Source organism: Pseudochrobactrum lubricantis, from assembly GCF_041929865.1.
GTDB classification, from domain to species: domain Bacteria; phylum Pseudomonadota; class Alphaproteobacteria; order Rhizobiales; family Rhizobiaceae; genus Pseudochrobactrum; species Pseudochrobactrum saccharolyticum.
Genome location: NZ_JBHEEE010000003.1, coordinates 294,694 through 315,395 on the forward strand (window position 1 = coordinate 294,694; position 20,702 = coordinate 315,395).

16 protein-coding genes are annotated in these 20,702 nt (G+C 52.5%); 6 read left to right on the forward strand and 10 right to left on the reverse strand.

The features are described 5' to 3' along the window. Window positions 1–39: 39 nt before the first annotated feature. The gene (locus JNC80_RS08470) at window positions 40–1,515 is read right to left on the reverse strand and encodes an MFS transporter (protein ID WP_376710056.1); all 1,476 of its coding nucleotides are present in this window, start codon (window positions 1,513–1,515) and stop codon (window positions 40–42) included. 126 nt (window positions 1,516–1,641) lie between these two features. Between JNC80_RS08470 and JNC80_RS08475 the strand changes: the two genes are divergently transcribed. Next, a complete protein-coding gene (locus JNC80_RS08475) occupies window positions 1,642–2,217 on the forward strand; it encodes a TetR/AcrR family transcriptional regulator (protein WP_376710057.1) in 576 nt (191 codons plus the stop codon). A 6-nt stretch (window positions 2,218–2,223) separates the two neighbouring features. Here the strand turns inward: JNC80_RS08475 and JNC80_RS08480 are convergent, their stop codons facing one another. Continuing rightward, window positions 2,224–3,072: a heme/hemin ABC transporter substrate-binding protein gene (locus JNC80_RS08480; RefSeq protein WP_246176080.1), complete on the reverse strand. Its 849-nt coding sequence runs from the start codon at window positions 3,070–3,072 to the stop codon at window positions 2,224–2,226. A 198-nt stretch (window positions 3,073–3,270) separates the two neighbouring features. On the opposite strand from JNC80_RS08480, the gene JNC80_RS08485 reads away from it, so the two are divergent. Beyond that, window positions 3,271–5,388, forward strand: coding sequence for a TonB-dependent hemoglobin/transferrin/lactoferrin family receptor (locus JNC80_RS08485; protein ID WP_376710058.1), 2,118 nt, complete (start codon window positions 3,271–3,273; stop codon window positions 5,386–5,388). A gap of 86 nt (window positions 5,389–5,474) precedes the next feature. After that, the gene (locus JNC80_RS08490) at window positions 5,475–6,560 is read left to right on the forward strand and encodes a siderophore-interacting protein (RefSeq protein ID WP_376710059.1); all 1,086 of its coding nucleotides are present in this window, start codon (window positions 5,475–5,477) and stop codon (window positions 6,558–6,560) included. Window positions 6,561–6,563: 3 nt separating this feature from the next. Here the strand turns inward: JNC80_RS08490 and JNC80_RS08495 are convergent, their stop codons facing one another. The 5 genes from JNC80_RS08495 to JNC80_RS08515 all read right to left on the reverse strand — a co-directional run bounded on the left by JNC80_RS08495 (window position 6,564) and on the right by JNC80_RS08515 (window position 12,301). Further along, on the reverse strand, window positions 6,564–8,336 hold the full coding sequence (locus JNC80_RS08495; RefSeq protein WP_116088101.1) for an SLC13 family permease: 1,773 nt from the start codon (window positions 8,334–8,336) through the stop codon (window positions 6,564–6,566). Window positions 8,337–8,559: 223 nt separating this feature from the next. Continuing rightward, entirely contained in the window at window positions 8,560–9,153 is a 594-nt protein-coding gene (locus JNC80_RS08500) for an ABC-type transport auxiliary lipoprotein family protein (protein WP_022710367.1), read from the reverse strand. Further along, a complete protein-coding gene (locus JNC80_RS08505) occupies window positions 9,153–10,148 on the reverse strand; it encodes an MlaD family protein (RefSeq protein WP_075655505.1) in 996 nt (331 codons plus the stop codon). The genes JNC80_RS08500 and JNC80_RS08505 overlap by 1 nt, the downstream gene beginning before the upstream one ends. Continuing rightward, window positions 10,148–11,080 carry an ABC transporter ATP-binding protein gene (locus JNC80_RS08510; protein WP_116088104.1) on the reverse strand — a complete coding sequence of 311 codons (933 nt, stop codon included), beginning with the start codon at window positions 11,078–11,080 and terminating at the stop codon, window positions 10,148–10,150. Before JNC80_RS08510 ends, JNC80_RS08505 begins: the two co-directional genes overlap by 1 nt. 33 nt (window positions 11,081–11,113) lie before the next feature. After that, window positions 11,114–12,301 carry an ABC transporter permease gene (locus JNC80_RS08515; protein ID WP_075655507.1) on the reverse strand — a complete coding sequence of 396 codons (1,188 nt, stop codon included), beginning with the start codon at window positions 12,299–12,301 and terminating at the stop codon, window positions 11,114–11,116. A gap of 178 nt (window positions 12,302–12,479) precedes the next feature. On the opposite strand from JNC80_RS08515, the gene dgcA reads away from it, so the two are divergent. The 3 genes from dgcA (at window position 12,480) to JNC80_RS08530 (ending at window position 17,166) form a co-directional block, all read left to right on the forward strand. Further along, a complete protein-coding gene (gene dgcA / locus JNC80_RS08520; RefSeq protein ID WP_376710060.1) occupies window positions 12,480–13,472 on the forward strand; it encodes an N-acetyl-D-Glu racemase DgcA in 993 nt (330 codons plus the stop codon). A 363-nt stretch (window positions 13,473–13,835) separates the two neighbouring features. Then, the gene (locus JNC80_RS08525) at window positions 13,836–16,184 is read left to right on the forward strand and encodes an NADP-dependent malic enzyme (RefSeq protein ID WP_083646965.1); all 2,349 of its coding nucleotides are present in this window, start codon (window positions 13,836–13,838) and stop codon (window positions 16,182–16,184) included. Window positions 16,185–16,392: 208 nt separating this feature from the next. Then, on the forward strand, window positions 16,393–17,166 hold the full coding sequence (locus JNC80_RS08530; protein ID WP_376710062.1) for a hypothetical protein: 774 nt from the start codon (window positions 16,393–16,395) through the stop codon (window positions 17,164–17,166). On the opposite strand, the gene gltX is transcribed toward JNC80_RS08530, so the two are convergent. The 3 genes from gltX to JNC80_RS08545 form a co-directional block, all read right to left on the reverse strand. Then, window positions 17,129–18,502 (reverse strand): glutamate--tRNA ligase, encoded by a 1,374-nt coding sequence (gltX, locus tag JNC80_RS08535; protein ID WP_376710063.1) that lies wholly within the window; start codon window positions 18,500–18,502, stop codon window positions 17,129–17,131. The two genes, JNC80_RS08530 and gltX, sit on opposite strands and share 38 nt — an antisense overlap. Before the next feature lie 23 nt (window positions 18,503–18,525). Further along, window positions 18,526–20,208, reverse strand: a complete 1,683-nt coding sequence (locus tag JNC80_RS08540; protein ID WP_376710064.1) for an NAD+ synthase — start codon at window positions 20,206–20,208, stop codon at window positions 18,526–18,528. An 82-nt stretch (window positions 20,209–20,290) separates the two neighbouring features. Further along, entirely contained in the window at window positions 20,291–20,656 is a 366-nt protein-coding gene (locus JNC80_RS08545; protein WP_028233502.1) for a diacylglycerol kinase, read from the reverse strand. Window positions 20,657–20,702: the final 46 nt, after the last annotated feature.

The window sequence follows — 20,702 nt, forward strand, 5'->3', positions numbered from 1 at the left end:
AGTAAGACCGGCTCATCCGTCAGAATGAGCCGGTCTTTTTTATGCTTTACGGTTCACCCGGAAGATCAGCAATGCCGTTGCAAAAATCAGCAATGACGCCGTTGCAATCACCCACATAAAGGCCTGATCGAAGGCCATAAAGCCAACCTCACGCAGATGCTGCGCCTGTTCCGCAGGCAGGGTTTCTGCCAGCAGCAAAGCTTCATCCAGACTGTCACGGATCGTTTCAGGAAAACCCGATCCTTCCGGCACGATCATAAATGCCGTATAGATTGCGGTCATCAGACTGCCGAAAATCGTAACACCTGTAGCACCGCCAAGTTCGTAGGACACTTCCTCAACAGAAGCTGCCATACCGGCTTTTTCTTCCGGCGCATTGCCCATGATCGCAGTTGAAGCACCGGTCATTGCCGCACCGACACCAAAACCCATAATCATCAGGCCGATCAGCCAGATCTGCGGCTGCATCTGGAAGCTCAGCAGATAAAGCGCTGTGCCAAGACCGGTAATCAGCATACCGCCCCAAAGCACCCGTGCCTCACCAATTTTTGGCAGTCCCCAGCCAACCAGCGGCCCCGCAACAAAGGCGGCCAGCGGAATTGGCAGAATGAGCAGACCGGCCTGCAGCGGCGAATAACCGGCAACAAGCTGCAAACGCTGGCTAAAAACCAGCTCCACACCGATCAGAGCTGCCGAAGAGACAGAAGCTGCCATCACGCCGGACGAGAATTTGCGGTTACCAAACAGCGAGAAATCAACCAGCATACCATTGGTTGCCCGCTGCCTGCGATAGAACACCACCAGCGCAATCAAACCGACAATCATAGAGACGGTAAAAAGCAACATGGAACTGTCGCGCTTGGCCAGCTCTTTCAGGGCAAAAGTCACGCCGACAAGACCGATCATGACCTGAACGGAACCGATCAGATCCCATTGGCGGTTTTTATTACCGGGACGGGTCTCCAGCACGGTCAAAGCCAGAACCAGCGCAATCAGCACCACCGGCACATTGATAAGGAAGACGGAACCCCACCAGAAATATTCCAGCAAAACACCACCGACAACAGGACCGAAGGCTGCACCGCCGGAGGCCACCGCCGCCCAGATACCGATTGCGAAAGAGCGTTCGTTCTCATCCTCGAAAGTCAGGCGAATGATCGAAAGTGTTGCCGGCATCATCATTGCAGCACCAACGGCAAGCAGCACGCGGGCAGCAATCAGCATTTCCGCATTTGGCGCATAGGCTGCTGCGAGTGACGCAATACCAAAAACCACAAGCCCCGCTGTGAACATACGTTTATGCCCGAGACGGTCGCCAAGACTGCCGACACCCGGCAACAGGCCTGCAACGACCAGCGGGTAAGCATTAATAATCCAGAGTTTCTCTGATGCGCTGGCCGCAAGATCATGGGTAAGCCGCGGCAATGCTGTGTAAAGCACAGTCATATCAATCACGATCAGGAATAATGCACTTGAGACGATGGCCAGTACCAGCCAGCGATTATGCAATGTCATTGATAATATCCACTTCTTCTGTGCTGAAGTTTCAGCACTTTTATAACCTGCCCCGCAGAACGACAAAATGTGTTGTTTTACGGAAAAAGCTTGAAACCTGATGGTCGTTAATTTAAATCCATACGTATGGAAAGTAAAAAACTCAAAAAAATTGGCCGTCCGCGCACCATTGACCGCAATCATTTGCTGGATCTGGCCGAAAAGATCGTTGTGGAGCATGGCGCACCGGCTTTGACCATTGATGCGCTGGCCAAGGCTGCCGGTATCACCAAGGGCGGTGTGCAATATTGTTTCGGCAATAAAGACGGGCTGGTCGATGCCATGCTGACACGCTGGGGTGTTGATTTCGACAAACAAGTGACCGCCATGCAGAATGGCAGAACCGATGCCCTCTCCCATATAGCGGCGCATATTCGCGTAACAAGGGACAGTGACCCGCTTGGTGATTCACGTCTTGCGGCCATGCTTGCCAGTCTTGAACCCAGTTCAGAACAGCTGGATAAAACACGGCAATGGTATCGCAAACAACTGGACGGGCTGGATGTCTCCACTCAGCAAGGACGCAATACCCGCCTTGCATTCATCGCCAATGAAGGTGCTTTCCTGCTGCGCAGTTTCCAGCTTTTTGATCTGAATGAAGAAGAATGGCAGCAGATTTTCCACGACATTGAAAAGCTGCTGCCCAAAGATGCTGATGATTAATCTGTATTACTGTCCATAAAGCGCATCAGCAAGAATGCGCACAGCTTCTGCCGTACGAGGGCCGAAACCAAGCATATAGGGCCCGTCAAGAACGATCAGCGCCTTGTTTCGGGCTGCGGGCGTGTTTTGCAGCGCTTTATCCGAAAACACATCCTCTGCTTTAGGCCCGCCTGCCCCGTCGGACAGCATCAGCACCACTTCCGGCTCCGCTTCCAGCAACCATTCTGCTGACACGGCTTTATAGCCTTTATAGACCGCAAGCGGATTAACGCCCCCTGCATGGCGGATAAAGGCATCTGCCGCCGTATCGCTGCCCGCACCGCTCAGCTTCGCCAGCCCGTGGAAGAACACCACTTTCTTTCCCCGCCCTTCCGAGACTTTGCGCACATGCGCCATAGCCGCATCAAAATCTGCCGTAACCGATTTTGTCAGCACTTCCCCCTGCGGCTCCAGCTGCAGACGCTCGGCAATCAGGCTGATTTTTGTAACCAGTCCCTCACGGCTGTTAACCGCCGGAATATACAGCACAGGCACACCGGACTGGTTGAGCACATCCACCACTTCCGGCGGGCCGATATCTTCCGACGCGATAATCAGATCTGGATGCAGAGCTAGCACACCTTCGGCGGACAGGCTGCGGCGGTAACCGACATTGGTCTTACTGGCTGTATCCGCCGGATATTTGCTGCTGCGATCAAGGGCGATGATTTTTTCATCCGCGCCGAGTGCATAGACGATTTCGGTCACATCAGGCCCGAGCGTGATAATGCGTTGCGCCGTGCCTTGTTGCTGCGCGGCACGGGCAGAACTCACATTCAGCCAGAACACCACAACGATCAGAGCGATTGTGAGCAAAAATATCGCCTTCATTGCGTAATAATCGGGATGATTTTTCGCTTTAGTGAACAATTGTCTGATTTGCATAATTAAAGTTGACTCTATTTATCATGATTTATATAGCCTCTAATTAATATGAATTAATGAGTCAACTTAATGCATGCCAATAGCCGGAAATCCCTCCCGCTGTGAACCGGCAGCATCATCGGGGGCAATATGAAAATCTCTCAGAAATCCGCGTTTCGTCTGCTGGGTACAACCGTGCTCAGTACAATCGGGCTGTTCGCATTCAGTGCAACACCTCTTCTTGCCCAGACTAAGCCGGTTAAAACCCAGCAACAAACAGATGAGCAAAAAACCGCTGACAAAGCGAAGTCACAGGTGCTGGAACTTGATACCATCACCATCTCCCCGCTCAGCAATGATCAGGCGGTAATTGATGCGATTGCTTCCACCAGCCTGATCTCACGTCAGCAGATCGACCGCATTCAGCCGACAACTGCTGCCGATATTTTCCGCTTTACACCGGGTGTTCATGCCTCACTGAACGGTGATGATCCGGCAACCTCGATTAATATTCGCGGTCTTCAGCAATATGGCCGTGTTGCTGTAACGCTGGATGGCGCAAGGCAGGATTACTGGCGTGTCGGCCACGGTTCCGGCTCGTTCTATATTGAACCGGAACTGCTCAAGCAGGTGACCGTTATCCGCGGCCCTGTTTCCAACATTTATGGTTCCGGTGCCATTGGCGGCGTAGTTGCCTTTGAAACCAAAGATGCCCGCGATTTTCTCTATGACGGTGAAACATGGGCTTTGAGCGAAAAGCTGCGCTATGAAAGCAATGGAAAAGGCTTCCTCACCAGCACAACCGGCGCTTACCGCTTTAATGAAAATTTCGATGTGATCGGTAATCTCAATTACCGTGACAGTGATGAATATAAGAATGGTGACGGTGATTATGTGCGCTGGACAGGTGAAAAAGCCATCAGCGGCATGGGTAAAGTCACCCTGCGCCCTGCAGAAGGACATGAGTTGAAATTCGGCATCTCCCGCCAGAAATATGAAGATATCATCACCGGCAGCAGCGGCTCTGCTTCCCCAACCCTTTCGCGCTATAATGCTGATACGATCGTCAGCACCTATACAGGCAGCTACACCTACAGACCGGATGATAATCCGTTCTGGGATCTCTCCGTCAACGCCTATCACAGCGCGACGGATAATGACCAGTTTCAGGTCTGGCAGCTGAAGGACTATGGAAAAACCCGTTACTATGATGTTTCGACATCCGGTTTCCGCGCTCATAACAGCTCGCGTTTTGAAACCGGGAGCCTGAAACACACCGTAACCTACGGCATGGATTACTATAAATTGCGCGGACGCTCCGATACTGACAATTTCGGCAATGGCGAGCAGCAGGCCTATGGCGGCTTTGTGCAATGGCAGGGCGAATATCAGAAATGGCTCGAAGTGATCGGTGCTGTCCGGTATGACGGTTATAATCTGGATGGTACCAGCAAAGCCTCTCCGGGTAATCCGTCTCAGGATGTCAGCCTCGACGGCAATCGTGTTTCCCCGCGCCTGAGTGTTGGTATTACACCGGTTGAGGGCATTCAGTTCTACGGGCTTTATGCGCAGGGTTATCGCGTTCCGCATATGCAGGATGTGTTCCGCCAGAACGGTTCTCACGGTTCCGGCTATGAGCCGAATCTGTTCCTGAAACCGGAAGTCGCCACCACCTATGAGGCGGGCATCAATCTGCGGCAGGATAATCTGATTGAAGCCGGAGATCAGCTGCGCACCAAACTGAATATCTTCCACACTGATGTGAAAGATTACATCAACACGGTTAAAATCGGTAATTACACGACATCGGAAAATGTCGGCACTGCCCGTCTGCGTGGCGTAGAGCTGGAAGGCACCTATGATACATGGTGGGGTTATGTGAACCTCGCCGCCTCCTATACCAATGCGGAAATGAAAGACGGCATTTACAAAGGCGAATCCCTGAGCAACACGCCGCTGCATAATTTCAGCGCCGCGCTGGGTCTTAAAGCACTGGATGATCGTCTGGTTTACGGCATTGAATATCAGAGCCTTGGTAAAGTGACCCGTGCGATCAGCAATGGCGTGACTGTCTATCCGCGCACCGATCTGGTGAATGTCTTTGCCAACTGGCAGGTCACTGACAATGTGAAGCTCGACTTCGGCGTCGATAATATCTTCAACAAAGCCTATACCGACGCGCAAACCGGCTGGGCAACAACCTCAGATATAGAACAAGGCAAAGGCCGCACTTTCAAAGTGGCCATTACCGGACGTTTCGGCGGTTAAAACGCCAATCCTCTCCAGTCTGGCAGGCGGCATTTTATGCTGCCTGTCTTTTTTGCGTTCATCCTGTTTCCAAAATCGAGAACACCGTGTCAGAGCATTCATCATCACTGCACAGCTATGCCAATATCCGCCTCGTCAACGGGGCAAGCTACCTGCCGCCGATTATCGACCGTCTCAACTCCTATGAAGCGCATTATGATGCGCAAGAAGAACTGCACGCATTTTATTACCCTTTCGGGCAGATCGAGTTGAAATCGCAGCCTGGAGGTTATCAGGTTTCATTACGCGCCGGTGAAACTGTGGGGCTGAGCCGCCTGAAAGATCTGGCTGCCGTTGCCATCAAACTCTATACCAAAGAAGAAGCACCGGACATTCTCTGGGAAGGCGATCATGCCGGCGAGCAGCCACTGCCGCAATTCCGGCTGATGAGTGTTGTCTCTACACGCTATTTCACACCGCATATGCTGCGTATCCGTTTCAGCGGTGAAGACCTCAAACGCTTTTCCCTGTTCGGTGCGATGCATGTGCGGCTGTTATTGCCGACCCAAGCAGTGCCGCAGCCTGTCTGGCCGATTATGGGACCGAACGGCCTGCCCTTCTGGCCGGATGAAGCAAAGCGACCGGCAGCGCGCGCTTACACCATCCGCAATCTCAATATTGAAGAAGGCTGGATGGAGATTGACTTCTATATTCATGAAACCGAAGGGCTGGCCAGCCAATGGGCTAAAAATGCCCGCACAGGTGATATTGCCGGTCTGATGGGGCCGGTCGGCCGTCCGCTGCGGCAGGCAAAACAATATCTGATCGGTACGGATATGACCGGCCTGCCCGCTGTCGGGCGGATGCTGGAAGAATTCGCACCGGATGTTACCGGCCATGTGCTGATTGCCGTTGATGCACAATCTGATATTCAGCCGCTCACACATCCTGAAGGTGTGACTGTCGAATGGATTGTGAATGCCGATCAGGATGCCGCAGCAACAGTGCTGACAGACAAGCTCCGCGCTTTGCCATGGCCGGACGGTAGTGACAGTTTCGGCTGGTTTGCCGGTGAAGCTGACTGTGCCAAAATCATGCGTGATTACTGGCGCAAACAGCTTGGCAAATCCCGTGACCAGACACTGGTTGCCGGTTACTGGCAGAAAGATTCAACCGGTTTCATGGCCGGTTGATATTTACTGCAACGGCCACCAGAACATCAGCACCGGTACGGCCACGCAAATAATGATGAAAGACAAAGGCAGGCCAAGGCGCGGATAATCGCTGAAACGATATCCGCCCGGCCCCATCACCAGCGTATTGCACTGGTGCCCGATCGGCGAAAGAAAGTCACAACCGGCACCAATCGCCACAGCCATCAGAAATGCTTCGGGTTTAAAACCGAGGCCTGAGGCAAAACTGGTGGCAATCGGCGCCATTACCAGCACTGTCGCCGCATTATTGAGAAACGGTGTGACTGCCATTGCTGTAATCAAAATCAGAGCCAGCGCACCGGCAGGCGGCATTTGATGTGCGAATATTGTCAGCCATTGCGCAATCACATCCGTTGCACCGGTTGTGCGCAAGGCATCACTGACCGGAATAAGCGCAGCCAGCATCACGAGAATCGGCCCGTCAACGGATGAATAAACCTCACTGACCGGAATAACCCGGAAGACAACCATCGCCACTGCCGCCGCAAAGAAGGCGATTGAAACAGGCACAACGCCCAAGGCAGTTATTCCGATAGCAACCAGCAGGATCGACAGCGGGATCAGCCCGCGCCGGACACTGCCGAGCAGAATGGTACGCCGCGCCAGAGGCAAGCAGCCCAGTTCGCGCAGCAATGGCGGCAAAATCCCCTGTCGCCCCTGCAACACCACCACATCGCCCTGATGAAGAATAACCTCGCGCAGACGCTCGCTGATACGCTCACCCTGACGGCTCACCGCCAGCAGATTAACATCATAATTCTCATAGAGATTAAGTCCGCGTGCCGATGTGCCGATCAGTGCGGAATCCTTGCCGATCACCGCCTCAATAGCCTCAATCTCGGCAGAACCGGAATTCTCGGAAGGTATGCGGTCTTCCGTCAGTTTGAGCTTGCCATTGCTGACAATCGCATCCAGCGCTTTCGGATCACCTTCCAGCAGAATAACATCGCCTTCAGCAATCACCGTATCCGGCAGTGGTGCAACGCGTTTTGTATCGCGCAAGATGGATGTCACCATCGCATTGCCTTCGGCCGGTTTCACCAGATCAGTGATCTTTTTACCGATAACCGTCGCACCTTTCGGCACCCGTGCTTCTGAGACATAATTGCGGATTTCAATAGCCTCATCCACACTGACATTTTCGCGCTTACGCTGCGGAACCAGCCAGTAGAACAGTGCCAGATAAATAATCCCCACCACCGCCAGCGTTGCACCGACCGGCGTGAAATCAAACATGGTGAAACTCTCGCCCACCATTTCAGCGCGTACACGGGACACCACAATATTGGGCGATGTGCCGACCTGTGTCATCAACCCACCAAGCAGCGCGCCAAAGGCCATCGGCATCAGGAAAACCGACGGGGAGACATTGGAGCGGCGCGCAAATTGCAGTGCAACCGGAATCATAATGGCCAGAGCGCCGACATTTTTCACGAAAGCCGAGAGAACTGTCACCACACCGACCAGCAACAACATTTGCAGCCGCACGGCATTGAGATGCGGCACGAAACGCTGCACCGCCGCCTCCATCAGGCCGGAGCGTGCCACACCGGCACTGACAATCAACGCACTGCCGACAATGATAACAATATCATCCGCAAAACCGGTGAAAGCTTTGTCATAGGGAACCAGACCGAGACTGACAGAGATCAGCAGGAAGCACAGCGCAACCACATCATAGCGAAACCGATCCCAGATAAAGACAGCCATCATCAAAGCGATAACCATGAGTGCCAATATCTGATGCAAGGTCATACGGCTTGCTCTCCCTGTCTTTTCCCCGCTCTGTCATGAGTAAAGGGAATCGCATCTGCATATTTCAGCTTTTATACAGCAGACAGAATATTTTTCTTTTATTGATTTGGGGAGAGAAAAAAGACGGCATAAATGCCGCCTTTTAAAAAATTAAATATCTCAATGTTTTCAGAACACAAGGCAGAAATACTTATCTGCCGCATGAAGATTTATCTGATTTTTATCAGATAACAGAAACCACCCATGCAACGATCTGTCTGGTCACATCACTGAACCCTGCATCCAATGCACGGATATAGGCTTTGTTACCAGCGCCGCTGACCGGTGCGGATGATGTGAAGACTCGTGTGGCACGCACTTCACCTGTCTTGTCATTCAGCACACGAACAGCCAGTTCTATCTTGGCTGTCTGCGGTGAGGACGATGCATTAATACCGAAATCACGCAACTCCGCCTGCACCTGATAATTGATCGCGAGACCGTCACCCGGACGTCCGACACCACCGACAGCATTACTGTTTTCAAATGCCTGCACCAGACGCGCCTGCACCAGATTGGTCAGACGGTCGCCCCACTGTGCTCCTTTAAGATAGGTGATAGAGCCCGGCGCATCGTGAATAACAATATTCTCACTGTCCAAAGCTTTGAGTGCTGCCGGTGTCGGCACCAATATCTGCACATTCTTACGCTTCTGCGAAACCTGCACCTGCGGCGATGAGCTGAGGCTGAATGTATCGAGCGGTGTTGTCGTACAACCGGCCAGCAGAACTGCGGCACCGAGAACTGTCAGTTTATAGTTCAGAATATGCTTCAGCATCAGTGACGTTTCCTTCCGTCATATTGCGGCACAGTGCCTGAACCACCAAAAATAATACGCTGAGGATCCCGCTCAAGATCGGTAATCGCCTGTTCAATACGCTGCAGCGAACGGCGGCTATCCACGACAACCGACTGTACATCGCTTAAGCCCTTGCCCGAAAAGCGCGCCAGATTATCCGCAACCGGAGCCAGACGCTTATCCAGATTGTCCGAAGTTTTCTGAATGGAGGCGAGTGTCGCCTTCGCCTGTGCCACAACACCTTCGCGGTCTTCCGGCGACAACAGCTTGTCCACTTTGGCCATGATGCCATCCACGCGCTTGGATGCCTCATTCAGGCGCTGCATCATTTCACGCGCTTCCTGAATCGTCTTCTGAACATCCGCAGCATTATCGCCGATCGCACTGATAACATCGGCATTTTTGGCCAGCGCATCAGTAAAGGTCTTGGCATTATTGACTGTATCGGTCAGCGGACCACGGGCATCATTGACAAAGCCCTCCAGCCCGCCAAGCACACGCTCGGTACGGCCGAAAATATCCTTCGCGGTCGCCATAAGATCGGTAAAGATTGACGGATCAGCATTGATACGCGCCACATAGCCGCCCTTCTCCGCCTCTTCCATCAGATTAGGCTCCATCAGGCTACCGCCCTTAAGCTCAACAAAAGCGATACCTGTCAAACCCTGAGAAGAAAGCTCGGCCTTGGTGGAACGGGTAATCGGCGTGGTGCGGTTCACTTCAGACTGCACAATCACCATATTCGGATTGAGCGGATCGAGGAACATTTGGCGCACATCGCCAACCTTAATCCCGTTAAACAGCACCTGACTGCCCTTGGACAGACCGGTCACAGAACCGGGAATACGGATTTCCAGCGGCAGCGTATCATTGCCGTCACCGAAACGCGCAGCCCAATAAACGAAACCAAATGCGGCAAGTGTCACAGCAAGTGTGAAAATACCGACCAGAACATAATTGGCTTTTGTTTCCATTACTGATTCAATTCCGTATCTGGTCCCGCATCAAGATTTGTATTCTGGTTTTCAGTCCCGCTCAAATCCGTTCCTTTTTTCTCAACCGGTATTGCTGAGCTTTTGCGCCGGCGGTTTGCTGCATTCATATCAATCTGCCGTGCTCTCTTACCGTTGAAATAGGTCTGTACCCAAGGATCGTCAAATTTCAGCAATTCTTCAACTGTGCCGTCTACCAGCACTTTCTTTTGCCCTAATACAGCAATTCGGTCGCAAATTGCAAAAAGACTATCAAGATCATGGGTTACCATATAGACGGTCAGCCCCATCGTATCGCGCAAATTGGCAATCAGATCATCGAAATCTGCCGCACCGATCGGATCAAGCCCTGATGTCGGCTCGTCGAGAAACACCACTTCGGGATCTAGCGCCAGTGCGCGTGCCAGTGCAGCGCGCTTAATCATCCCGCCGGAAAGCTCAGACGGATATTTCTCCGCCGTATCCGGCTTCAGCCCCACCAGATCAATTTTGAGCCGTGCCAGCTCGTTCATCAGCTTCGGCGACAGGTCGAGATATTCGCGCATCGGCACCTGAATATTTTCCAGTACCGTCAGTGAGGAAAACAGCGCACCTTGCTGAAAAAGCACGCCCATACGCATATCAATCGCCATTTTCTGACGTTCATTGACCTTATCAACATCCTGTCCGAAAATATCGATCAGGCCGGATTTCTTCTGGTTCAGCCCCAGAATAGTGCGCATCAGCACCGACTTGCCCGAGCCAGACGGACCGATAAAACCAAGAACCTCGCCGCGGCGAATATCCAGATCCAGCTTGTCCAAAATCACATTACGGCCAAAAGCAACCGTGACATCACGCACGGAGATCACGGCTTCCTGCGCCGCTCCTGCATCTGTGCCCTGTGATGGCTGCCGGTTGTCTTTGCTTGTCATATTCATCCGTATGTTTATCGTAATGCTTTATTTTTAGAACTCGATGGCTGCGTAGAAAATCGCAAACAAGCCGTCCACGACAATCACCACAAAAATCGATTTCACCACCGATGAGGTAACGCGACGACCCAGTGATTCTGCACTGCCTTTTACCTTCATACCCTCAACCGAGGCCATGATACCGATAATCATCGCCATGAACGGCGCTTTAATCAGACCCGCAAGATAGGTTGAAGTCACAATCGCGTCACGCAACCGGCTCATAAAAGCTTCCGGCGGAATGCCCGAATAGGCCCATGCAACAAATCCGGCACCGGCCAAAGCGGCCAGATCGGCAATGATTGTCAGCATTGGCAGAACAATCACCAGTGCCACCAGTCGCGGAAACACCAGCACACCAACGGGATTGAGACCAATAACCGTCAGCGCATCGGTTTCCTCGCGCATTTTCATCGAGCCGATTTCCGCCGTGATCGCGCTGCCGGATCGTCCTGCAATCATAATCGCAGTGAGCAACACCCCGATTTCACGCAGCACGAGAATACCGACCAGATCGACCACGAAAATTTCCGCACCGAAATAGCGCAACTGAAAGGCGCCCTGCTGGGCGATAATCGCACCGATAATCGTCGACATCAGCAAGACAACAGGAATCGCGCCGACGCCCATTCGGTCAATCTGATTGACGATAGCTGCATAGCTGATGCCGTTGCCGCGACCGGACTTCATCTGCGAACCGCGGATCGTCGCACCAAGAATATGCATCGACATCAAAAAATCATCGCGTGCCGCATACATGAAGCGGCCGAGCTTATCGAGCAGAGCAATTGCAAAAAACGGACGGCGGTGTTTTTCAGGCAGCTGATAGCGCTCAACCGCAGCGCCGACCTCTTCCAGCAGCGGTGTCCAGCTCGGGCGGATATTATCAATATGCACACTGATCTGCTGTTTGCTCAGCGCAACGCGCAGACGCTCAATCAGCCATGCTCCGGCCGTATCGAGACCGGATATGTCACCCATATCCACTTTCACAACCGGTGCCTGCATTTTATCTGCAAGACCGCTTTCCAGCTTGCGCATCTGATTATCAACGCGGGCGACAGTCAGCGACGTCCAGCGGCCGGATAAAGAGATAATAGTCGCGCCATCATCCGCCACCACATTAATTTCGGGTGCGGATGCAGGGCTGCTACTTGTTTTACCCGTTTTATCGGTCAACATGCGTCTTCCAAAACCTGAGTCTGTTTGGAAATAACCGGATCAGATATGCGCCGGATTACTTCCATCCCTTCTGCAAATATCCAAGTCTATCAGCTTTCTGATAATCCCGAACGCCTGCACCAATATGATTTATCTGCACTATACCAGGCGTAAATTTCTATAATTACGGACAGTACCAATGCAATATAATCTAAACCTGCTTATTGAGCGCTACCCGATTGCAGGGAAATTTACAATCTCGCGCGGCTCCAAAACCGAAGCTGTGGTCGTAGTGTGTGAATTGAGTGACGGTATTCACAGCGGTCATGGCGAATGTGTGCCTTATGCCCGTTACGGCGAAAGCATCGAATCAGTCAGCGAACAAATTCATGCGATTGAGCCTTTACTGAAACAAGGCGGATCGGCAGAAAGCCTGCGTGTAAAACTGCAATCCTTCATGCCTGCCGGTGCCGCACGCAATGCCGTCGACTGCGCCTTGTGGGATTTGCAGGCAAAACAATCCGGCACGACAGTTGCTGCTTTGCTCAATATTGCACCGCGTCCGCTGATTACTGCGATCACCGTCTCCATTGATACGCCGGAAGCTATGGCCGCAGCCACCGCCAAGCTCGCTCATCATCCGCTGATTAAAGTGAAAATCGGCGGTGAGAATGATGCTGCGCGTATTCGTGCCGTGCGGGAAGCCGCACCAAAAGCACAAATCATTCTGGATGCCAATGAAGGCTGGAATGCGGATAATTTTGCTGAAAATATCGGTGTGGCCGCAGAATGCGGGATTGCACTGATCGAACAGCCACTGCCTTCATCCGATGACAGCTATCTGTTACAGGCCAGCCGCCCTGTGCCGGTCTGCGCTGATGAAAGCGCCCATACATCTGAAGGTCTGGAAAAGCTGAAAGACCGCTATGATGCGGTGAATATCAAGCTGGATAAGACCGGCGGCCTGACTGAAGCGCTGGTCATGCGTGACAAAGCCCGTTCTCTTGGCCTGCAAGTGATGGTCGGCTGCATGGTTGGTTCGTCTCTCGCCATGGCACCTGCCCTGATGGTGGCGCAGGATTCGGATTTCGTCGACCTCGACGGCCCGCTCCTGCTGGCGCGTGACCGTGAACCGGCATTGCATTATGACGGAACAACAGTCTCCCCGCCTCTGCCTGAATTGTGGGGTTAACCGAATTTCGGTTAAGCGCGATTTCACTCTGACTGAGACATAATCGCGCTCCCCTTTCGGCTACAGGCCGCAAAAGCGTATTTTTTGATTTTTACAGTGCCGAATGAGCAGTCTGTGATTTGTAACTTGCCCGAATATCCCATATACGACCTTATTCCTACAAAATGGCACGCTTGTCCGAAGCGCCTCCCTTTGAGACAAATGCGCCAGAGTGTTTTTGGTTAATGTAGTTTGGGCAGACCATTGCGGAAAAGAAATAAGTCCGGCGGACTGATTTCTCCGCACAAGCGGAACCCGCTTTTGCTTAACTGCTTAGCTGTCACGGGGATGACTACCCCAATCGTCTGACTGGACAAGAATTATATGACAAAAAAATCATCCAACGACACGAATAACACCGGCACCGCACAGGTATCCGGCACAGACAGAAAATTCTCGGACTTTGAAGAAGCGGCACTGTTTTACCACCGCTCGCCAAAGCCGGGTAAGCTGGAAATCCAGCCAACAAAAACACTCGGCAACCAGCGCGATCTGGCACTGGCCTATTCCCCGGGTGTTGCAGCTCCTTGTCTTGCTATTCAGGATGATCCGGCACTGGCTGCCGATTATACTGCCCGCGCCAATCTGGTTGCGGTTATTTCCAACGGTACAGCCGTTCTCGGTCTCGGCAATATCGGCCCGCTGGCTTCCAAGCCGGTGATGGAAGGTAAAGCCGTATTGTTCAAGAAATTTGCCGATATTGATGTTTTCGACATTGAAATCGACTCGCTCAAAGTCGAGCGTATGGTTGATGTGATCTCCGCGCTGGAACCAACCTTCGGCGGCATCAATCTGGAAGATATCAAAGCGCCGGAATGTTTCGAAGTTGAAGAACAGCTCCGCGCTAAAATGAACATTCCGGTTTTCCACGACGATCAGCACGGCACAGCGATTATCGTAGCCGCAGCCGTTATGAATGGTCTGGAACTGGCCGGCAAAGATATCACCAAAGCCAAAATTGCCGTTTCCGGCGCCGGTGCGGCAGCCCTTGCCTGCCTTAACCTGCTGGTCAGCCTTGGTGCACAGCACAAGAATATCTGGGTCAGCGATCTGGAAGGCGTTGTCTATAAAGGCCGTAACGAGCTGATGGACCGCTGGAAAGAGGTCTATGCGCAGGATACCGATGCACGCACATTGAATGACATTATTGCCGATGCGGATGTGTTCCTCGGCGTGTCTGCCGCAGGTGTATTGAAGCCGGAAATGGTTGCCAAAATGGCGCCTACCCCGCTGATTATGGCTCTGGCCAATCCGAAGCCGGAAATCATGCCGGAAGAAGCCCGTGCTGTGCGTGAAGATGCAATCATCTGCACCGGCCGTTCGGATTATCCGAACCAGGTGAACAATGTTCTCTGCTTCCCGTATATTTTCCGCGGTGCGCTGGATGTCGGCGCAACAGCCATTAATGAAGAAATGAAAATGGCTGCGGTGAAGGCAATTGCTGCTCTCGCCCGCGAAGAAGTGTCCGATGTGGCAGCCCGTGCCTATTCCGGTGATACACCGGTATTTGGTGCCAATTATCTGATCCCGTCGCCGTTTGATCCGCGTCTGATCCTGCGTATTGCTCCGGCTGTGGCAGAAGCTGCTATGGAAACCGGTGTGGCAACCCGCCCGATCACCGATATGGAAGCCTATATCGACCGTCTCAACCGCTTCGTGTTCCGCTCCGGCCTGATTATGAAGCCGGTCTTTGCCGCTGCACGCCGCTCCGCAGACAAAAAACGCGTTATCTATGCCAATGGTGAAGAAGAACGCGTTCTGCGCGCTGCTCAGGTGGTGCTGGAAGAAGGCATTGCACAGCCGATCCTGATCGGCCGTCCGAATGTGATCGAAACCCGCCTGCAACGCTATGCGCTGAAAATCAAACCGGGCGTTGATTTTGAAATCATCAATCCGGAAGATGATCCGCGTTACCGTGACTATGTTGATCTGATGCATAAGCTGACCGGCCGTCAGGGTATGACACCGGAAGCCGCCCGTTCCATCGTGCGCACCAATCCGACTGTGATTGCTGCTCTGGCCATGATGCGCAATGAAGCCGATGCGATGATCTGCGGTCTCGAAGGCCGTTTTGAACGCCATCTGACGCTGGTCAAACAGATTCTCGGTGTTCAGACCGGTCTGCATGATCTTTCCACGCTCAGCCTGCTGATCTCCTCACGCGGTACCCTGTTCTTTACAGATACCTATGTGACCATTGATCCGAGCGCTGAAGAAATCGCGGAAATGACCATTCTGGCGGCAAAAGAAATCCGCCGCTTTGGTATTGAGCCGAAGGCTGCCCTGCTGTCGCATTCCAACTTTGGTTCGCGCGATTCAAAAAGCGCAGCCAAAATGCGTCAGGCCTGCGCAATTCTGCAGGAACGCGCACCGGAGCTGGAAGTGGATGGTGAAATGCATGGTGACGCAGCTCTGTCGCAGTTCCAGCGTGACCGCGTATTCCCGAATTCCCGCCTAAAAGGCGAAGCCAATCTGCTGGTCTTCCCTAATCTGGATGCCGCGAATATCACCATGAATGTGCTGAAGACTGTGACTGATGCCCTGCATGTCGGCCCGATCCTGCTTGGTGCAGCCCGTCCTGCGCATATTCTCACACCGTCGGTTACATCGCGCGGTATTGTCAATATGACAGCACTGGCCGTTGTTGAGGCTTCACAGCGCACAACAGCCTGATTTCGACAGCGCGGTAAAAATATTTGAACGCCGCATCGTTTCAAAAAATGATGCGGCGTTTTTTGTTGATGTAAAAATCTCAATCTGATGCATCAATAAAGTGCTGAAAATTACAATTATTATTATAAATCAATAATTTACACGTCATTTACCATCAATATTCATACTCTTCTCATTAGCAGTTCAGATTATTTGAGCGGAGTATTTCATGTCTTCATCAATCCATTTCAAAATAGCAGCTTTCCAATTTTCATCATTTAAAGCCGTGTTGGTTGCAGCCACACTTATATTTGCAAGCAGCCCTGCAATTTCACAGAATCTGTCTGATGGCCGTATATGCCGTGCCTACGAACAGGACTTACGTAATATTGATTATCATACCAGCCTGAATGCGCGGCAGGCCAAACGCTACCAACAGCTGAGCCAGATGCAGCGGCAGGCCAATAGTGATGCCAGACGCTATTCCTGCAATCCGGGACCATTCAGCAATGGTTCTGCTTCAGAAGAATGCCGCTATATACGCGCTTCCCAACGTCGTATCGAAAGCGCCTTACAGCAGATTTCCCGTGCAGCGGCAACACCACAGCAGAGACATCTGCGACAGGCAATTTACACAGATATGCGCCGCTATAATTGCCGCAGCCCGCAAGAGGTTGAACAGCTGATGAAAGAAAATCGCGCTGTCACCACAACACGCAAGCGCATTAAACAGACTTATAAAAAGCCGAAAACTGTCAGGCAGGCCGCATTGCAGCAGCCAGCCGTCTTCGTACCTGCGGAAAACATAACCAGCACCACGGATCTGATACCGGTTAAGGCAACCGCCAGTGTCGGCAAATCACCCTTCTCCATTCCGGCAGTCCCTGTGATGAAACATACAAAAGCGGCGGAGAAATCCCCGCCGCTTATTCAGGAAGCCGTTGATTATGTGCCTGATCCGGCGATCAGGCGCGTCGGGCCAGCGTATTTTCCCGCCCAATAAGCGGCAAGAGATCAGCCAGTTCAGGACCGGAAGCAACACCGGTCAGCGCCAAACGCAAAGGCATAAACAATGTTTTGCCTTTGCGGCCGGTTGCAGCCTTCACAGCCTCTGTCCAGACTTTCCAGACATCACTGCCCCAAGGTGATTCCGGCAGCAGATCGAAAGCCTGCGCGATGAAATCCTTGTCTTCATCGGCCACTGCATCACTGAAAGGCTCGGTGCGATTGACCACTTCCCACCACTGCGCAGCATCCTGCACATGGTCGATATTACCACGTACAGTTGCCCAGAAGGCTTCAGCTTTGTCGCCGGAAATATCCAAGGCTGCCAGACGCGGTTCAACATCGGCAAATTCCAGATGATGGATCAAAGCGCGGTTGAGACCGGTCAGATCAGCCGGATCGAATTTGGCATTGGATTTTGATGCATGGGACGGTTCATAGCGTGCCGCCAGTTCTTCCATAGTTGCAATCGGCTCAACATTATCCGATGTACCGGTCAGCACCGCCAGAGAAGCAACCGCCATAGGCTCCACACCGGCTTCGCGCAAACTACCAACCGACAAAGCACCGGAGCGCTTGGACAGGCCTTCACCGCTGGTAGTTGTCAGCAGATTATGATGACCGAAAACCGGAACCACATCGCTCAGTGCGCGGAAAATTGCAATCTGCGCACCGGTATTGGTCACGTGGTCATCGCCACGGATAATATGGGTAATGCCCATATCAATATCATCCACCACCGATGGCAGCGTATAGAGATAGGTGCCGTCTTCACGCACCAGTACCGGATCAGACATGGAAGCAAGATCAACAGTCTGCGGGCCGCGCACCAGATCATCCCAATGCACTTCTGTACGCTCGGTTTCAAACGGCGTTGCTTTGAAATTCGGCAGCAGAAAACGCCAATGCGGCCTACGGCCTTCAGCTTCAAAAGCCGCCTTCTGCTCATCCGTCAGTTTCAGTGCATCGCGGCCATAGACCGGTGGCAGACGGCGGGTCAGACGTAATTTACGGCGCAGTTCCAGCTCTTCTGCTGTTTCATAACAGGCATAGAGCAAACCGGCTGCTTTCAGCTTTTCAACGGCAGCATCATAAACGGCAAAACGCTTGGACTGATATTCGACACGGGATGGTTTGATGCCCAGCCAGTCGATGTCACGGGCAATCGCTTCCGCATATTCAATCTTGGAGCGCTCCACATCCGTATCATCGTAACGCAGGATGAATTGCCCCTTATTTTTGAGCGCAAACAGCCAATTATAAAGCGCCGGACGGGCATTGCCGATATGGATATAGCCGGTCGGCGACGGTGCAAAACGAACGATTACAGTCATAATTTTCTTCTTTGTTTTTTGTATTAATGCCGGTCGCGGAAGCGGTTGGTTATCGGATAGCGGCGGTCGCGGCCAAAATTTTTGGTGGTAATCTTCACACCCGGCGCCGATTGTCTGCGCTTATATTCAGCGATGTAAAGCAGGTGCTCCACACGCTCGACCACAGCGCGATCATAGCCCTCAGCGACAATCTCATCCACACTGCGCTCATGTTCAACCAGCGCCTCCAAGACCGCATCCAGAACCGGATATGGCGGCAGGGAGTCCTGATCTGTCTGATTATCGCGCAGTTCCGCACTCGGTGCCTTGTCGATAATATTTTGCGGCACAACTACACCTTCAGGCCCCATAGCACCTTCCGGCAGATGATGGTTACGCCAGTCAGCCAGCGCATAGACCTGCATCTTGTAGAGGTCTTTGATCGGATTGAAGCCGCCATTCATATCGCCGTAAAGCGTGGCATAGCCGACAGCCATTTCCGACTTATTGCCGGTGGTCACAACCATCGAGCCGAATTTGTTGGAGATCGCCATCAGAATAACGCCACGGGCGCGGCTTTGCAGATTTTCTTCTGTCACACCGCTCTCAGTACCGGCGAACATTGGTGCAAGTACATTGAGAAAGCCCTCAACAGGTTCTGCAATCGGCACAATATCATAACGACAGCCAAGTGCTTCAGCGCAGTCTTTAGCGTCTTTGAGCGACATTTCGGACGTATAGCGATAAGGCAGCATCACTGTATGCACGCGGTCTTTACCCAGAGCATCAACAGCCAGCGCCGCACAGATTGCAGAATCCAAGCCGCCGGACAGGCCAAGCACGACGCTTTTGAAACCGTTTTTGTTCACATAATCACGCAGGCCATGCATACAGGCAAGATAGTCTGCCTCTTCACCTTCCGGCACCCAGTTGCGGTCGCCGTCTGCACAAGACCAGCCATCCGCACCGCGTGTCCAGTCACTCATGGAGACCAGTTCTTCAAACTGGGGCAGTTGCACGGCCAGATGATGATTGGCATTGATAACAAATGAACCGCCATCGAACAGCAACTCATCCTGCCCGCCGGTTTGGTTGGCATAGACCAATGGCAGACCGGTTTCGACAACCTGACGCACAGCTATCTGGTGACGCACTTCCATTTTGGAGCGGTGATATGGCGAGCCATTCGGCACCAGCAGAATTTCCGCGCCGCTCTCTGCCAGCGTTTCACACACGCCGAGCTCACCCCAAATATCTTCGCAAACCGGAATACCTAAACGCACACCACGGAAATTCACCGGCCCCGGCATAGCGCCAGCCTGAAAATTGCGCTGTTCGTCAAATTCACCATAATTCGGCAGGTCAACTTTGAAACGTTCGGCAATGACCTTACCGCCATCCAGCACCATCACCGCATTATGCAGACCGGTTTCGCGCTGCAAAGGCGTGCCGATAATCACACCGGGTCCGCCGTCCGCAGTTTCCAGCGCAAAGGCCTGCACTGTCTTTTCGCAGGCTTTGACAAAAGCAGGCTTGGAAACCAGATCTTCCGGCGGATAGCCGCAGATGAACAATTCGGTAAACAGGATCAGGTCAGCCTTGGCATCAGCCGCAGTTTTGCGGGCTGCGCGCGCCTTGGCAAGATTGCCCTGAAGATCGCCCATAACCGGATTCAGCTGGGCGATTGCGATACGTAATTTATCGGGAGATGTGGTCTGTGTGCTCATAGCACAAGCATTACCGCGACTGCCTTTTTCTTGCAATGAGAAACGGGTGCAGATCAGTGAATACAGGCACCCATATCATTATTTAAGCAGAAAAAATCAGCGGTCGTACAAGCGGCCAGAGATGATAAATCCAGATGGTTGCACACATGATCGACGCGATCAGCACGGCAAGTGAGCCTGCATCTTTGGCAATCTGAATATCTTTCTTGAAATCACGGCTGATAGCGTTGCAGGTCGCTTCAACGGACGTATTGATGACTTCCACCAGCAACAGAAATAATACCGCGCCGACCAGCAACAGATAGGCTGCCATATCCGCAGCCACAAACCATGCCACAGGCAGAGAGACAAGCAGCAGAAGCAGTTCCTGCTGCACCGGCTTTTCATGGCGCGCCAGATGGTTCAGCGACCGCATCGAATTGATAAATGCTTTAAAAATGCGTTCCATATTGCCCCGCAATAAACCGGAAATCATAAAAATACGGGCGGGAAAC

What these genes read in the sequence shown, in the direction of transcription:
- JNC80_RS08475 (WP_376710057.1), top strand. Translation starts at nt 1,642, where the DNA reads ATGGAAAGTAAAAAACTCAAAAAAATTGGCCGTCCGCGCACCATTGAC.
- dgcA (WP_376710060.1), top strand. Translation starts at nt 12,480, where the DNA reads ATGCAATATAATCTAAACCTGCTTATTGAGCGCTACCCGATTGCAGGG.
- JNC80_RS08530 (WP_376710062.1), top strand. Translation starts at nt 16,393, where the DNA reads ATGTCTTCATCAATCCATTTCAAAATAGCAGCTTTCCAATTTTCATCA.
- JNC80_RS08505 (WP_075655505.1), bottom strand. Translation starts at nt 10,148, where the DNA reads ATGGAAACAAAAGCCAATTATGTTCTGGTCGGTATTTTCACACTTGCT.
- gltX (WP_376710063.1), bottom strand. Translation starts at nt 18,502, where the DNA reads ATGACTGTAATCGTTCGTTTTGCACCGTCGCCGACCGGCTATATCCAT.
- JNC80_RS08545 (WP_028233502.1), bottom strand. Translation starts at nt 20,656, where the DNA reads ATGGAACGCATTTTTAAAGCATTTATCAATTCGATGCGGTCGCTGAAC.
- JNC80_RS08485 (WP_376710058.1), top strand. Translation starts at nt 3,271, where the DNA reads ATGAAAATCTCTCAGAAATCCGCGTTTCGTCTGCTGGGTACAACCGTG.
- JNC80_RS08515 (WP_075655507.1), bottom strand. Translation starts at nt 12,301, where the DNA reads ATGTTGACCGATAAAACGGGTAAAACAAGTAGCAGCCCTGCATCCGCA.
- JNC80_RS08495 (WP_116088101.1), bottom strand. Translation starts at nt 8,336, where the DNA reads ATGACCTTGCATCAGATATTGGCACTCATGGTTATCGCTTTGATGATG.
- JNC80_RS08525 (WP_083646965.1), top strand. Translation starts at nt 13,836, where the DNA reads ATGACAAAAAAATCATCCAACGACACGAATAACACCGGCACCGCACAG.
- JNC80_RS08470 (WP_376710056.1), bottom strand. Translation starts at nt 1,515, where the DNA reads ATGACATTGCATAATCGCTGGCTGGTACTGGCCATCGTCTCAAGTGCA.
- JNC80_RS08510 (WP_116088104.1), bottom strand. Translation starts at nt 11,080, where the DNA reads ATGACAAGCAAAGACAACCGGCAGCCATCACAGGGCACAGATGCAGGA.
- JNC80_RS08500 (WP_022710367.1), bottom strand. Translation starts at nt 9,153, where the DNA reads ATGCTGAAGCATATTCTGAACTATAAACTGACAGTTCTCGGTGCCGCA.
- JNC80_RS08540 (WP_376710064.1), bottom strand. Translation starts at nt 20,208, where the DNA reads ATGAGCACACAGACCACATCTCCCGATAAATTACGTATCGCAATCGCC.